Here is a 15,577-nt window from a genome sequence, read left to right on the forward strand (position 1 = left end):
ACGCCACTTTGTGAAGCGCATTTTGCTAATGCTGCTGGTTTTTTGCTTTACAGCCCCAGCATCCCTTGCCAACAACAGGACATCCCTGCCTGATACACTCACGATTGAAGCATCTACTGCTCCCATCGTAGCAGACATGCGTCCTTATACCACTGCCCTCGAGGACGTTACCGGCTCCATGACGATCAGCCAGGTAATACACCAATCCTTCAGCCCGAATAAGGAAATATATCATGCCAATCCCAGGAATAATAAACGCCAGAATAACTGCTGGTTGCGGTTTATCATTCACAACCCAGGGAACAACATGGCTAGCTGGCTCCTCTTTTCAGGATGGCACGACTTCATGTACTGGTACGTACAAGCCCCCGAGGATACGCCCCAACTCCTCATGCAAACAGGTCTTATGCTCGATCGCGGAGGCGTGGAAAGATGGAACCATTACGCGTTTGCGGCCGAGGTGCCTGCACATTCTACGAGAACTTATTATCTCCATATCATCAATAAATCATTTAATGAAAGTCCGTTAATCCCTACCCTGTACAATACCAGCGCTTTTGTGAAATTCCAGAATACAGCGGAAGAAGGCTTTCGCCGAGACTCCGTTGTGATATTGGTTTTGCTGGGTATGCTGCTAGTGTTCTTCAGCATTTCCCTTATTAATTATATACAACTACCAGATCGTTCCTATCTATACTTCGCTTTATATATAGTGGGATTGATGCTGTTCTTTGCACTACGACTGGAAAGTAAGCCTTATCAACTGTCGTTCTTTCATCGCTGGCCCATGTTGAAATACTACTGGAATATTCCTGCGCTGTTGTTTTGTTTTTACCTGATGTACTTATTGTTTGGTAGTACATTTCTTAATCTGAAATCGCGCTATCCCTTTATGGCACGGGTTTTCACCTGGGTGGCAGCCGCAGTAGGTGGATTGATTATTATATGTATCTATTGCATCGCAGAAGAACAGTATCACCTGCCTACTATTATTTATGGATACGTATACTTTGGTACGCTCCTACCCTTATTAATCATGTTTATCGCACTAGCCAGACGTTCCCAACATCATCCACTGGTGCGCTTTTTCCTACTCGGATCCGTTTGTCTTTACCTGGCATGTTTGGGTTCATTTTTGATTCACGTGCATCCGTTAGGGTTAGTAGGCGCATTGGAAGAATTATCTGCTCCTACCCTATTGCTGATCGGTGGAATCCTGCTACAGGCCATGTTTGTATTGGCAGGACTCAGTTACAGAAATAAGTTGGTGCATATGGAAAGAACCCGTACGCAGGAAATGTTGATCAAACAGCTCAATAAAAATAAAGAGCTACAACGCAAGCTGAATGAGCAACTCGAAGAACTTGTAAAGGAACAGACCACTGAAATCCTTCGTAAAAAACAAGAACTCGAAGAACAAAGAAAGATACAACTGGAAACAGAATACGTTAAGAAACTGACGGAAATAGAACTGAAAGCCATCAGGGCACAGATAAATCCACATTTCATTTTTAACTGTCTGAACTCTATTCAGTTGTTTGTAATGCAGCGCGACTTTGAGTATGCGCAGAAATACCTGTCTGATTTCTCTTACCTGATTCGTAAGACATTGGATTTTTCCAGAAGAAATTTTATTTCGTTGGCGGATGAAATTACTTATCTTAATACCTACCTGGGATTAGAAAGGATGCGTTTTGAAAACCGCATGGAATATGAGGTAGTGGTGGATCCTGGAATTGCTACTGCAGAGCTAGAAATACCAGCCATGTTATTACAGCCATATGTTGAGAATGCCGTTAAGCATGGTATGACTAATCCCAAACAGGCTACAGGCAAGCTATCTGTTAGGTTTCGGCAGGTGGCATCAGATATGTTAGAATGCATCGTCGAAGATAATGGAATAGGTATAAGTAGATCCCGTGCGCTCCGTACACTACCCCAACATCATCAGTCCTCCGGAATGGAAATCAGTCAGAACCGGGCCGACTTGCTGAACAAGATGTACAACACGGAGATCCAAATAGAAATTATTGATAAGTTCCTCAAAGACGATGAAGACAGCGGTACACTCGTTATCATTCTTATCCCTCAGTTGTAAGTCGAGCGATTCAATTTAAAGCACTCTGTTATGATTAAGGCAATTATCATTGATGATGAAAGAAACAGCAGGGATATTATTGCCCTAATGCTGGCTAAATACTGTCCGTTTGTAACGATTGCCGATATGGCTTCTGATTGTGCAGATGGGATAGAGAAGATTCGCCTTCACCAACCGCAGCTTGTTTTCCTGGATCTTGAAATGCCCGACGGTATTGGATTTGACATACTTACAGGTACGCAGGCAGCTATTCCTTTTGAAGCCATATTTGTAACCGCCTTTGAGAAAAAGTTCCTGCATATTATTCGTTTCAGTGAAATAGAACTCATCCTGAAGCCTATTGATAAAGAAAGTTTACTACAAGCTGTAAATGCAGTATCAGCAAGGATTTCCGCGGGGAGTAGCACCAAGCGTTACGAAGTATTGATGCAAAACTTCAATTACAATCAAGCTACGGACTGGCAGATGATTGTTCTGGATCAGGAACAGGCAGAACATATCATATCTATATCTGATATTAACTATTTTGAAGCGGTAGATGAGTTTACTGTTTTTTATATGGGAGACGGCCAGTCCATCAATGCTGCAGCGGGTTTTCGGTATTATTTGGAGCTGTTTGCCGGACTGCGGTTTTATCAGTTAAATAATTCCCAAATGGTGCAACTCGCCGCTGTGAGCCGGATTTCCAGCGATGGTAGTAAGGTAATCTTACGAAATGGGGCCACTTTAGAGATCACGGAAAGAAGAAAAAAAGACCTGATATTACGCTTACAGTGAATATGACACGTTCCTGAGAATACCCCAAAACACTCTCCCAGACATTATTTCCGCACTTTTTGACCCCTGTAAAAGATTAAAATAATACAAGTGCGCGAAGGATACGTAACAATTTCTTAACAAAAAAATTTGGTTGAATCTGTTTTGCTCGTACATTTGACCTGTGAAACGAAAAAGTCAAATAGTCAGGTTTTAATATATAATCTGATTACAGTCAACCAGGATCGGCACGTAGGTATGTAGAAAAATTAAAGTTAGGAAGCACAGTTTTAATGAATATTTAAATTAACGAAAGATGAAAAAGTTGATTGTAATGGCCGCAGTTGCACTGTTCGGCACTCAAGTTGCAAAAGCACAGATCTCTAAAGGCGATATTTTACTGGGTGGTAACGTTAACGTTACAGCTCACTCCGACAAAGCAAAAGACGCTGACAAGAAAAACACTACTACCTCTTTTGGCATCAGCCCTAAAGTAGGTTATGCACTGAACAATAACTGGGTAGTGGGTGTGTTTGCAGGTACCAATTTCGGTTTTGCAAAAGATATTAATGACAACAAAGCAAAAACATTCTCTATTAACCCTGGTATCTTTGTTCGCAACTACCAAATGCTGGGTCAATCCAAATTCGCTTTCTTTGCTGAAGGTAATGCATCTTATGGTTTCGGTAGCACCAAACTCAACGATGTTAAACAAGGCAGCTTCAACTCATTCAATGTGAATGTTCAGCCAGGTATCGCTTACTTCGTAACCAAACGCTTCATGATTGAAGGTATGTTCGGTGGCGCTAGCTACAACTGGAAACAAGACAAAAATGAATTGAGCGGTGCTAAACACAACTACAGCGACTTCAATTTTAACTTCACCAACGAATTCGCACTGGGCGTAAACTTCAAGTTCTAGTAGTTTTCCATGTGACTTTATGTGAAAATTTTATGGTATAAAAAAGCCTTCCTGCAATGCAGGAAGGCTTTTTGTTTTAGGGCCTGCAGGCAATAAATAATCGCTATTTTTTACATAATTTGTAAATTTAAATTTACAAATTATGTAAATTTTCATATCTTTATTACTCAATTTAATTGTCATGTACATTGAAGATAAATTAACAGGCAAACGATTTGAAGTTGAGATTGAGAGAGTTACAGATAATGATTTCAATGTTATAAAAGAATTGGGTAGGTTTGAATTCGATTGGGATGAATTGAGAAATGATATTGTTTATAAGATAGTTCCAGTAGGTACCAATGATATGGAAGGACTTGTTGCTCTAATAGATCATCCTGAAGACGGCTTTTGCTTTATAGAAGTAAAATTAATAGAGTCCGCAAAGGAAAATGTTGGCGCTGATAAGAAGTATGATAGAGTAGCTGGAACGCTCCTCGCCTTCGCTTGTCGGGAAGCTTTTCGCAAAGGTTACTATGGCGCAGTATTTTTAATTCCTAAGACTAATTTGATTTCATACTATATGGAGAAATATGGTTTTAAGGATATAGGAAGAGGTCTCTGGTTGGATCTTGATTCCTCAATCGAATTAATAAGCAGATTTCAGTAAATTAAGTTGAGATTTGGGAAATCAATATAATACAGGAGGTTAATCATGAAGCGCGAAAAAAAAATTAAGAAAATTTCTCTTGATGAAATGGCAGATGCCCACATTTTATCGGAGAAGATAAGTGAAAAAGAAAGAGCCGAAATTCTAAAGGAGTTTGGGGAAGAAAAGAAAAAGTCGCTTTCTAATTTATCCAATGAGCAAAGAATACTTGCAGCAATTCTTCAATTAAGATTTCAAATAGAGGATTATTTAAAAAAGAAAACATATAATAAAGAAGCAACTTTTAGTTTTTTCTTGAAAGAATATATTTCCCGGCTACAATTAAAGAATAAAGATTTCGCAGAGCAAATAGGAATGGAACCCTCTGAGTTAAGCCATCTCTTAAATAATCATAGAAAACCTAATGATAAAATATTAATTCGCTTAGAACTCCATTCCAATAAAAATATCGATGCTATTCTGTGGTATAAGGTTTTAGAAAGAGATAAAGAATATGAATTATTAACTAACTGTAGTCTCCGCGAAGAAGAAAAGCAGTATGTTAAACAATACTTCTCATCTTCCTGGTAGCTATTTACAAATTATCACATCTCATAAAAAAAGCCCGATGCTAACTGCATCGGGCTTTTCAATATCTGTATGTAATGATTAACCATTCATAGAGATGAGGAATTCCTCATTGTTTTTGGTTCCACGCATATGTTGCAGCATGAAGTGCATAGACTCATCTGTGTTCATATCTGCCAGGTGATTGCGGAGGATATGGATACGTTTCAGAGAATCTTTATCCAACAGCAGATCATCACGGCGGGTAGAGGATGCAGATACGTCGATCGCTGGGAAGATACGTTTGTTAGCCAGTTTACGATCCAGCAACAGTTCCATATTACCAGTACCTTTAAACTCTTCGAAGATCACCTCATCCATTTTAGAACCGGTATCGATCAGTGCTGTAGCCAGGATAGTGAGGGAACCGCCGTTTTCAATTTTACGGGCAGCACCGAAGAATTGTTTAGGTTTCTGCATTGCATTTGCTTCCACACCACCGCTTAATACTTTACCAGAAGCTGGAGCTACGGTATTGTGTGCGCGGGCCAGACGGGTGATGGAATCCAGGAGGATTACTACATCATGTCCGCATTCTACCAGGCGTTTTGCTTTCTGGAGTGCGATAGCAGATACTTTTACGTGTTTTTCTGCAGGTTCGTCGAAAGTAGAAGCGATTACTTCTGCTTTTACGCTACGTTCCATATCAGTTACCTCTTCCGGACGCTCATCGATCAATACTACCATCAGGTAGATTTCAGGATGGTTCGTAGCGATAGCGTTGGCTACTTCTTTCAGCAGCATGGTTTTACCCACTTTAGGCTGCGCTACAATCAAACCACGCTGACCTTTACCGATCGGCGTAAACATATCCATGATACGGGTAGAGTAGTTATTGGAAGTAGTAGTCAGGCGCAGTTTCTCGAAAGGAAACAGCGGTGTCAGGTAATCGAAAGGAACGCGGTCGCGCACTTCTTCAGGAGATTTACCATTGATGGTTTCTACTTTCAGCAGTGCGAAATATTTTTCCCCTTCTTTTGGTGGACGGACAGCACCTTTCACAGTGTCGCCGGTTTTGAGACCAAATAATTTTATCTGAGACGGAGATACATAGATATCATCCGGAGAGCTCAAGTAGTTATAGTCGGAAGAACGCAAGAAACCGTAGCCATCAGGCATCATTTCCAGTACGCCTTCGCTGACAATTACGCCATCAAATTCGATATTGAAGGCTGGTTCTTTTTTAATATTTGTGAATTTATTTTTCTGAGTAGTAGTAGCAGCAACAGTATCGTGCTCTTCCGGCATTACAAAGTCGTCATCTTCGTCTTCTTCTTCCTCTTCCTCTTCTTCTACTCTCGCTACTGGCGCCGGTGTTGCCACTGGTGCTTCTTCTTCCTCCTCTTCTTCTTCCTGCATATCTTCCGTGAATGAAGGGATGATAATATCATCATCATCATCAAATGTCAGGGAAGGAATGCTGTCCAGGTCAATCTCGAAATTTTTTATTTTGGATTTTGGAGCTGGTTCGGAGTGTTCTTCGGTATCTTTTGATTTGCCAGTTATCGCTTTTTTCGCTGGTTTCTTTGCTGCTGGTTTCTCTTCTGTGTGGATGGGTTCTTCAACTACGTGTTCGTCTTCTTTCTTTACAGGTTTGCGTTTGCGTGCTTTCTTTTCTTCGCCATTTGCTTGGCTGTCGGCAGAAGCCATTACCGCTTGTTTATCAAGTATCTTGTAGATAAGGTCCTGTTTGTTCAGTTTCTTCGCGTTGGGAACGTCCAGCTTCTCGGCGATGTCAAGAAGCTCTGGAACGAGCATGTCGTTCAATTGTAAGATGTCGTACATCATCTGAGTTGTCAAATTTTAGAAGTCATGTGAGGCGGGTACCACTGCATACCAACACGCACCAATTACAAATAATTGTTTTGAGTCAATAAATTTAATTTGAAATTAAATTTGATAGGGAATGCTTGAGTTCAGGAACTGCTGATGAAGGTGGTAATCTTTGGACTTGATCAGACAGATTGTATTGCAAGATTAAAACATCTTTTATTATTATCCAAAAAAATTTACCCCCCAATTCGCCCGTCTTTCCTTGTTGCGTCGCGGTTGCAGCCGCCTTAGCATCGTGGGAAACAGCCCGTAGCTAGGGCTCCGTATCTCCCTAAACCCGACACTCGTATTATTATATTATCGAGTTTTTTAACATTTTATTGGCTATCCAAGGCTTGCATTTCTGCTACTGATTGCAGGTAGCCGGGCTATGCACTATGAATATTTCCGCTTATTTTTGCATTCCTAAAATTTATCTATATGAGCCAAAGGGTAAAAGTCAAACAGATCCTGTCCGATGACAGGGCAAACTATGAAGTTACAGTAAAGGGTTGGGTGCGTTCTTTCCGCAACAATCAGTTTATAGCTTTGAATGACGGCTCTACTAATAATATTCTCCAGATCGTAATTGACACAGAAAATACAGATCCTACTACCCTGAAACGTATCACTACTGGCGCTTCTATCAGTGCTACTGGTGAAATCATCCCTTCTATGGGTAAAGGTCAACGAGTAGAACTGAAAGCAAGTACCCTGGAAATCCTGGGCGATTGTGATCCGGAAAAATATCCGCTGCAACTGAAAAATAGACCCAGCCTGGAATACCTGCGCGAAATTGCTCACCTGCGTTTCCGCACCAACACTTTCGGCGCTATTTTCCGCCTCCGCAGCTCCCTCGCATTTGCAGTACATAAATTCTTCAACGAAAAAGGATTCCAGTACCTGCACACCCCTATCATCACCGCTTCCGACGCTGAAGGCGCCGGCGAAATGTTCCGCGTAACCACCCTGGACCTCAAAAATCCTCCACGCACAGAAAACGGTGAGATCGACTTTAAAGAAGATTTCTTCGGCCGTTCCACCAACCTCACCGTTTCCGGCCAACTGGAAGGTGAACTCGGTGCGATGGCGCTCAGCGATATCTATACTTTCGGACCTACCTTCCGCGCCGAAAACTCCAATACAGCCAGACACCTGGCGGAATTCTGGATGATCGAACCGGAAATGGCCTTCTATGAACTGGAAGATAACATGAACCTTGCCGAGGAATTCATTAAATACGTTATCAGATACGCACTGGAAAATAACCGCGAAGACCTGGAATTCCTCGCTGGCAGACTTGTGGAAGAAGAAAAACAAAAACCACAGGCAGAACGCAGCGATATGGGCCTGATCGAAAAATTGGAGTTCGTTGTTAACAACGAATTTATGCGCTTGACTTACACCGAAGCCATCTCCATTTTGAAAGACAGCAAGCCTAATAAAAACAAGAAATTCCAATACCTCATCGAAGGTTGGGGCGCTGATCTCCAGAGTGAACACGAAAGATACCTGGTAGAAAAACATTTCAAAAAACCAGTGATCTTAACAGACTATCCGAAAGAAATCAAATCTTTCTACATGAAGCTCAATAGCGACGGCAAAACCGTTAGAGCAATGGATATCCTGTTCCCTGGTATCGGTGAAATCGTAGGTGGTAGCCAACGTGAAGAAGACTACGATAAATTGGTAGGTCGTATGCAGGAAATGGGCGTGCCAGTAGAAGAACTTAGCTGGTTCCTCGATACTCGCCGTTTCGGTACTGCGCCACACGCAGGTTTCGGTCTGGGCTTCGAACGCCTCGTGTTGTTCGTTTCCGGTATGACTAACATCAGAGATGTTATTCCTTTCCCAAGAACACCGAAGAATGCAGAATTCTAATCATTACACTATACTGTAATCATAGCGAAGGGCCGACGATTGTCGGCCCTTCGCTATGTTACTCAGTTAATAAAAAAGAATGTGTGCGAAAAGTGAGTCTAAATGTTGTCTATTTTTAATATTATTTCCCAATTCAAACAAGTCCCAACCGCCAATAAAAGGACTAAAACCAGCGTCAACAAAATGATGCAGGTAGCCCGGAACATATCGCGGCCGTACGTTTCGCGCTTCCAGTACCTGTTGCTCCTTCCATATCTTTTCCAATACTGTGATCAATGATATTGAATCGATTTTATTAACGGAAGGTAACTGGGCCATGCGCTGCATTTGCGTCTTGGTATATATACGGGTTTGAGTACTGCTTTTTAAAACTTTCTTTGTTTGCCGAACTGCTTCATCCCTCGTTGCATAATTTCCAGTTGCTTTGATAATAAAGATACTGGTATCATTTTCAGTCTGGTTAACAATGAGGGCTGGTGCATAATATAACTTCTTCGTTCCTTTCCTCTCTTCCATTACGAAAAAATACCGCTGATTCTCATATATAACCGTATCCACTTTATTCACAGTTCTTTTTCCATTTAATGTGATTAAATCTTCTTTAAAGCCTGTTTCACTCACATTTCTTGGAGTAATCTGCGTTCCGCCGACATACCATGTATTATCATATTTGACTCCATCTGGCATGAAATAATACGTTCCATAAGGAAACCGCTGGGCACCACAATAATTAGCCACGAATAGCAGGACAGCAAACAGAATAGTCTTTTTCATAAGTATAGGTTTGAAATGAGGTTTTACGAAAATATAAAATATCCTTTATGGAATGTTCGCTTTAAATCATCTATTTACTGAAAGCGCTTTCAACCATTTTTCGTTTATTCTAAACTGTTATACAATGGCTGAAATAAATACTACTTCCTCCGGCAGCAACCGGCATGGCAAAAAAAGATCTGTGAAAAAATCTACTCGTGTGGATATGACGCCTATGGTGGATCTTGGGTTCTTGTTGATCACCTTCTTTATGTTGACAACAACTTTATCACAACCTAAAACTTTGAATCTTATCATGCCCACCGATGATGGTAAAACCCGTACCGCTTTGGCTGAATCCAAAGCACTGACTGTGATTCTTGGTCCGGAAAATAAAGTAGCCTGGTATGAAGGTATGGGCAATGATCCACAACGGCCACCAGAACTGCATTACACCAATTTTGCTAATGCCAATGGCATCCGCGATGTCATCATCCATAAAAAAGGAAGGGTGCAAGATCAATTCCATAAAAACGATCTGACAGTGCTGATTAAGGCTGATAAATCTGCCAATTACAAGAACCTCGTGGATATGATGGATGAAATGCTGATTAACCAGATTGATAGATATGCAGTGGTAGACATCACCCCGCAGGAGTCTCAGTATTTCCACTGAGCCACAGGAGCCATTCCGACCGAAATTCCCCGGGAAACCGGAATGGCTCCCATTTGGGCAGGATTTCCTAACTTTACCGCTCCAAAACAATAGATATTATGGGAATTACTCACTCGATCCCTTCCGTAGATCTTGCGGATTTCACCTCAGGCGATGCCAGTCGCAAGGCTGCCTTTGTGCAACAATTGGGAAAAGCTTATGAAGAAGTTGGATTTGTAGCCGTTAAGAATCATGGAATTCCTGATGAGCTGATCGCAGACCTCTACAAATACGTACAGGAGTTCTTCAAACTCCCATTTGATACCAAACACCAATACGAAATTCCGGAATTGGCTGGCCAACGTGGCTACACTTCTTTCGGTAAAGAGCATGCGAAAGGTTATGAAGCACCAGATCTGAAAGAATTCTTCCAGTTCGGTCAAACCGTAGAAGACAACGATCCTACCGCAGAATTTTACCCTGAGAATGTACAGGTGGCTGAAGTACCAGCTTTCACCCCTACATTCTTCAAGGCTTACCGTGGTTTTGAACAGTCTGGCCGTTACCTGCTGCAGGCAATCGCCCTGTACCTGGGTCTGGACGAAAACTATTTCGACAGTAAAATTCACAATGGTAACTCTATCCTGAGAGCCATTCACTACCCTCCTATCACCCAGGAGCCTAAATCTGCTATCAGAGCGGAACAGCATGAGGATATCAACCTGATTACCCTGCTGGTAGGCGCTTCTGCTGATGGTTTACAGATCCTGGACAAGCAAGATAACTGGGTACCTGTGACTTCCCTGCCTGAACAAATTGTAGTAAACGTAGGCGATATGCTGCAACGTCTTACCAATAACAGGCTGAAATCCACTACCCACCGAGTAGTAAACCCTCCTCGCGAAATGTGGAGCACTTCCCGTTTCTCCATTCCTTTCTTCCTGCATCCAAAATCAGATATGAAGTTGGATAGCCTGGAAAGCTGCATCACCAAAGAAAATCCGCTGGCTTATGAGCCTATCACTGCGGGTGAATACCTGGATGAGCGTCTGCGCGAAATTGGTCTGAAAAAATAATCCTGCAATAGTCATTGCTAAAATGAAAAGTCCCGGAAAGCACAACACTTTCCGGGACTTTAACTTTGGCTCTACTAACAGTAGTTGCTATCGCTTTAATGGTTTTTCAACGTTTGGATATGGTTATGGTGATCTCAGTGCTGTAATAATGCACCGTCATATGAGGCTACTCGATTCCAGAATTAAACGGCATGGACAACGGATAAAAGGCCATAATCACTAATACAGCTCCAGTTTATGCAACTACCGTGCCTGTAATATCACCCTAGGTTGGTTTTATTAGCAACACTGTTGTATTTTGTGCTATTTTGTATCTTAAGAATTGAATTCGCAAAGGCTAACCACCGGAACTAAAACTGTGTTTCTACGTCATATTCCATTTCTAAAAGCAGTGCTTTTACATAGCATCACTGCCTACGGTGGCCCGCAGGGGCACCTGGCGATGATGATGAAAACCTTCGTCCAACAACGTAAGGATATCACTGAACAGGAACTAATGGAATATAATGCCTTTTGTCAGTTGCTGCCAGGAGCATCCTCCTCACAAACACTGACCCTCATCGGCTATAAAAGAGGGGGCGTTATGCTCGCCATACTCACCCTCCTGATCTGGATCACACCGGCCTGCCTCCTCATGGGCTGTCTGAGCTTCCTCCTGCAATACTTTGATACAAGCACCCTGCAGACAGACATTTTCAGATATGTACAGCCTATGGCAGTCGGATTCCTAGCCTATGGTGGTATCAAAGCTTTTAAAATCAGTATCCGAAATACGGCTACCTGTTGTATCATGGTGGTGGCGATGGTTTCTGCCTACTTCCTGAAATCACCCTGGACTTTCCCCGTTCTCATTATACTCGGTGGAATCGTTTCTAACTTCAGTAATAAACGTATCCCTGATATCGAAGATAAACCCAGGAAAATCCAATGGGGCAATATTTGGCTCTTCGTACTGCTATTCGTCTTGGCAGGATTCTTTTCTGAGCTTTCCCGTACCCATAACTGGATAACCAGAAGGCCTTTCAACCTCTTTGAGAACTTCTATCGTTTCGGCAGCCTTGTATTTGGCGGAGGCGATATTCTCATCGCGATGATGCTGGAACAGTACGTATTTCGTGCTAAATCACAGTTCCTGAGTGCAGAAGAATTATTGACGGGTGCAGGTATTATGCGAGCGCTACCGGGGCCAACCTTCTCTATTTCTGCCTATGTAGGCGGTATGGCTATGCGTAGCCTGGGACCAGGCTATCAACTGCTGGGATGTATCCTGGCGCCAGTGGCGATCTTCCTCCCCAGCCTTCTCTTGGTGCTATTCTTCTTCCCGATATGGAATAACCTGAAAAAATATGTGGTCATCTATCGCGCCTTGGAAGGGATCAACGCGGTAGTAGTAGGGATTATGTGGGCCGCCACGTTCATTTTGTTGGGCGCTATCCAGATAAATCCTATCAATATTTTGGTCATCATTTCCACACTAGGACTCCTGCTTTTCAGCAAGGTGCCCTCTCCTGTGATCGTATTGACCTGTGTAGCCCTGGGATGGCTACTCCACTGATATGTTATATTCTTTGATCTTATTGTAAAGTGTAGTCAGACCTATATCCAATAGCTCTGCTGCCTTGGTTTTGTTTCCTTTGACATGTGCCAGCACCCGCGCAATATGGTGCTTTTCCACATCTGCGAGTCGCATAGAGGAGGGCTCTCCAAGTCCCTGCTGGAAATCAAAAGGCAATGCGGAGGTATCCAGTGTATCCGTATCCGTGAGGATAGCTGCTCTTTCAATCACATTCTTTAATTCCCGGATATTCCCTTTCCAAGAATGGCGTTGTAGGGCGTCCAGAAAAGCGGGCGTCATGCCGGAGATACGTTTGTTCAACTTAGGAGCTACCTGTTCAATAAACCAGGACGCCAGCAATGGAATGTCCTTACGGCGTTCATTGAGGGAAGGGAGCACTATCTGGAAGGCGCTCAGGCGGTAAAACAGATCCGACCTAAAATGGCCATCATTGATCTCTTTTTCGAGATTACGATTGGTAGCGGCGATGATACGGACATCTGTTTTGGTGGGTTTGGATTCTCCTACTTTGTAGAATTCCTGCGCTTCCAATACACGTAACATTTTGGCCTGTAATTCCACCGCCATCTCCCCTATTTCATCCAGGAAAATGGTACCTCCCCTAGCTTCTTCAAAAAATCCTTTCTTATCCTTTACGGCGCCGGTAAAAGACCCAGCTACGTGACCAAACAATTCGCTTTCCAGGATTTCCTTGCCAAAGGCGCTACAGTTCACGGCTACAAAAGGAGCCTGACTGCGACTACTCCCCTGGTGGATAGCTTGTGCAAATACCTCTTTCCCGGAACCTGTTTCTCCTAGTAGTAAAACGGTCATGTCTGAGAGGGAAACCTTCCGAGCCAATGCTATAGCGGTGTTTATTTCAGGGGAATTTCCGAGGATGCTATCAAAGCTATATTTCCCTCCCAGCTTCTTTTCCAGGTCGCGGATGCGGAACTGTAATACCGCTTTGTCCATCGCCTTACTGACGAGGGGCAGGATGCGATTATTATCATCTCCTTTGGTGATATAGTCGAATGCCCCGTTTTTTATGGCTTGTACGCCATCGGCGATATTGCCGAAAGCCGTTAGCACAATTACTTCTGTCTGTGGATGCTTACCACGGATCGTTTGCACGAGTTCTACCCCATTCCCATCCGGCAGCTTGACATCGGATAATACGACCTGTATATCCTCTTTATCGAGGATTTTCATGGCGCTGCGGATGTTGGCAGCTTCCAGCATGGTATACCCTTCCAGCGCCAACAGGCGGCTCATCAGCTTACGAAGCTGATCTTCATCATCGATGATTAAGATGTGACCTTTAGACATAGTCCTGCAAAGATAGTGGAAAGCCTCATGCAGGTGATTAGGTAAGATTATTTTTTACGAGTAGCCTTGGCCGTTTCCTTTTGACGAAGACCCTGATCTTTTATGCGTTGTGGCGTATAGTCTTCACTGTTATACTCATCAACAGCATACTTATCATTATGCTTAATCAGCAGCCAAGCATTCTGGTCGCTGTTTTTCATCTTTACTAGCGCAAATTCTCCTTTGAGTTTACGCCCTTTTAAAACCACTTTCACACTGCCATCAGCGATCTCTTTCAACATTTGTTTATCGAAGTTTTTGCCGTCATCATTGAGCAGTGTATACGTGCCTTTATCCCAGATGTAGACGGTGCCGGCGCCATAGTTACCTTCCGGGATTTTTCCCTGGAAATCCTTGTAATCGTAAGGATGATCTTCTACTTCCATGGCCAGCCTTTTATCTGTAGGGTTCATAGAAGGGCCTTTGGGTACCGCCCAACTTTTCAGTACTCCATCTGCTTCTAAGCGGAAATCGTAATGCAAGCGAGAAGCCTGATGCCGCTGAACGACAAACACATGTTGCGCAGTGGACGACTTGCCGGCTGTAGGCTCTGGTGTCTCCCTAAAATCTCTTTTCGCTTTATATTTCTCTAATGTCATGATGCACGTTTTTTACCAGTCTTACCCAGACTGGCTTTCAACTGATCAAACAAATCTGTACCCTTGGTATGCACCACCCGAAGTTTCTTTACCACCGGCTTTTTACCACTAGCTTTCGCTTTGATGATCTTCATCAACTCCGCATTGTATTCATCTTTATAAGCAGAAATATCAAACTTCTCTGTGTATTCCTTTACCAATGCAGCGGCCATATCCAGCTCTTTCTTCTGGAGTTTGATATTTTTAGGGAGATTCAAGTCGCTCGAAGAGCGCACCTCCTCTTCAAAACGAAGCTGTTGCAAAAGCAAATAATTTTCCCGCGGACGAATAACCGCCAGATGTTCAGAGGATCGGAGCACAAAGCTACTGAGCCCTGCTTTCCCTGATTTCTCCAACGTTTGACGTAGTAACTCATAAGCTTTTTCCCCACCTTTTGCAGGCTCTAAAAAATAGGGCGATTCAAAGTAGATATCATCAATATCATTCTCTTCCACAAAAGAGGTGATCTCAATAATTTTACTTTTTTTAGGGGCTGCCGCCTCGAAATCCTCATCCTCCAAGACGATATAGGAATCGTTATAGCGATATCCTTTCACAATTTGTTCCCAGGGTACTTCTTTACCTGTGTCTTCATTTACACGTTTGTACCGAATATGCCCCAGATTTTTGCCATCCAGCATATCTAAACTGAGGTGACTATCCTGCGTGGCGCTGTATAATTTCACTGGTATGTTTACCAGCCCGAAACCTATTGCGCCTGACCAGATCGCTCTCATAGTTCATTCGTTTTGGTGTAATAAACATTAACACATAAATAGTACCATCTGTTTTTAGCACAGACGGCATA

General features: G+C 42.8%; 14 protein-coding genes. 9 read left to right on the top strand and 5 right to left on the bottom strand.

Annotation, left to right across the window (positions count from 1 at the left end; genetic code table 11):
• The first annotated feature begins 10 nt into the window (after window positions 1-10).
• From JO154_RS17670 to JO154_RS17690, 5 genes are all read left to right on the top strand, one after another.
• Entirely contained in the window at window positions 11-2,098 is a 2,088-nt protein-coding gene (locus tag JO154_RS17670; protein WP_291947937.1) for a histidine kinase, read from the top strand.
• 30 nt (window positions 2,099-2,128) lie between these two features.
• Complete coding sequence (locus JO154_RS17675; RefSeq protein WP_291947938.1) at window positions 2,129-2,875, top strand: LytTR family DNA-binding domain-containing protein; 747 nt, start codon at window positions 2,129-2,131, stop codon at window positions 2,873-2,875.
• A 295-nt stretch (window positions 2,876-3,170) separates the two neighbouring features.
• Window positions 3,171-3,776, top strand: coding sequence for an outer membrane beta-barrel protein (locus JO154_RS17680; protein ID WP_291947940.1), 606 nt, complete (start codon window positions 3,171-3,173; stop codon window positions 3,774-3,776).
• Window positions 3,777-3,957: 181 nt separating this feature from the next.
• A complete protein-coding gene (locus tag JO154_RS17685) occupies window positions 3,958-4,425 on the top strand; it encodes a hypothetical protein (protein ID WP_291947942.1) in 468 nt (155 codons plus the stop codon).
• A 45-nt stretch (window positions 4,426-4,470) separates the two neighbouring features.
• Complete coding sequence (locus JO154_RS17690; protein WP_291947944.1) at window positions 4,471-4,995, top strand: hypothetical protein; 525 nt, start codon at window positions 4,471-4,473, stop codon at window positions 4,993-4,995.
• A 78-nt stretch (window positions 4,996-5,073) separates the two neighbouring features.
• Here the strand turns inward: JO154_RS17690 and rho are convergent, their stop codons facing one another.
• Window positions 5,074-6,819 carry a transcription termination factor Rho gene (rho, locus tag JO154_RS17695; protein WP_366935592.1) on the bottom strand — a complete coding sequence of 582 codons (1,746 nt, stop codon included), beginning with the start codon at window positions 6,817-6,819 and terminating at the stop codon, window positions 5,074-5,076.
• Between the two features lie 465 nt (window positions 6,820-7,284).
• On the opposite strand from rho, the gene asnS reads away from it, so the two are divergent.
• Entirely contained in the window at window positions 7,285-8,724 is a 1,440-nt protein-coding gene (asnS, locus tag JO154_RS17700; protein WP_291947946.1) for an asparagine--tRNA ligase, read from the top strand.
• A 66-nt stretch (window positions 8,725-8,790) separates the two neighbouring features.
• On the opposite strand, the gene JO154_RS17705 is transcribed toward asnS, so the two are convergent.
• Window positions 8,791-9,498, bottom strand: a complete 708-nt coding sequence (locus tag JO154_RS17705; RefSeq protein ID WP_291947948.1) for a hypothetical protein — start codon at window positions 9,496-9,498, stop codon at window positions 8,791-8,793.
• A 124-nt stretch (window positions 9,499-9,622) separates the two neighbouring features.
• Here JO154_RS17705 and JO154_RS17710 point away from each other — a divergent pair, with 124 nt between their 5' ends.
• The 3 genes from JO154_RS17710 to chrA all read left to right on the top strand — a co-directional run bounded on the left by JO154_RS17710 (window position 9,623) and on the right by chrA (window position 12,763).
• On the top strand, window positions 9,623-10,153 hold the full coding sequence (locus tag JO154_RS17710) for a biopolymer transporter ExbD (RefSeq protein ID WP_291947950.1): 531 nt from the start codon (window positions 9,623-9,625) through the stop codon (window positions 10,151-10,153).
• Window positions 10,154-10,251: 98 nt separating this feature from the next.
• A complete protein-coding gene (locus JO154_RS17715; RefSeq protein ID WP_291947953.1) occupies window positions 10,252-11,208 on the top strand; it encodes a 2-oxoglutarate and iron-dependent oxygenase domain-containing protein in 957 nt (318 codons plus the stop codon).
• A gap of 358 nt (window positions 11,209-11,566) precedes the next feature.
• Window positions 11,567-12,763 (top strand): chromate efflux transporter, encoded by a 1,197-nt coding sequence (gene chrA / locus JO154_RS17720; protein WP_291947955.1) that lies wholly within the window; start codon window positions 11,567-11,569, stop codon window positions 12,761-12,763.
• Here chrA and JO154_RS17725 read toward each other — a convergent pair.
• The 3 genes from JO154_RS17725 to JO154_RS17735 are packed head-to-tail and all read right to left on the bottom strand — an operon-like array spanning window position 12,752 to window position 15,506.
• The gene (locus tag JO154_RS17725) at window positions 12,752-14,092 is read right to left on the bottom strand and encodes a sigma-54 dependent transcriptional regulator (RefSeq protein ID WP_291947956.1); all 1,341 of its coding nucleotides are present in this window, start codon (window positions 14,090-14,092) and stop codon (window positions 12,752-12,754) included. The genes chrA and JO154_RS17725 overlap by 12 nt on opposite strands.
• Window positions 14,093-14,139: 47 nt before the next feature.
• Window positions 14,140-14,730: a DNA polymerase ligase N-terminal domain-containing protein gene (locus JO154_RS17730; RefSeq protein WP_291947957.1), complete on the bottom strand. Its 591-nt coding sequence runs from the start codon at window positions 14,728-14,730 to the stop codon at window positions 14,140-14,142.
• A complete protein-coding gene (locus JO154_RS17735) occupies window positions 14,727-15,506 on the bottom strand; it encodes a Ku protein (RefSeq protein WP_291947959.1) in 780 nt (259 codons plus the stop codon). The genes JO154_RS17730 and JO154_RS17735 overlap by 4 nt, the downstream gene beginning before the upstream one ends.
• Window positions 15,507-15,577 lie beyond the last annotated feature (71 nt).

This window comes from Chitinophaga sp., from assembly GCF_019236475.1.
GTDB lineage: Bacteria > Bacteroidota > Bacteroidia > Chitinophagales > Chitinophagaceae > Chitinophaga.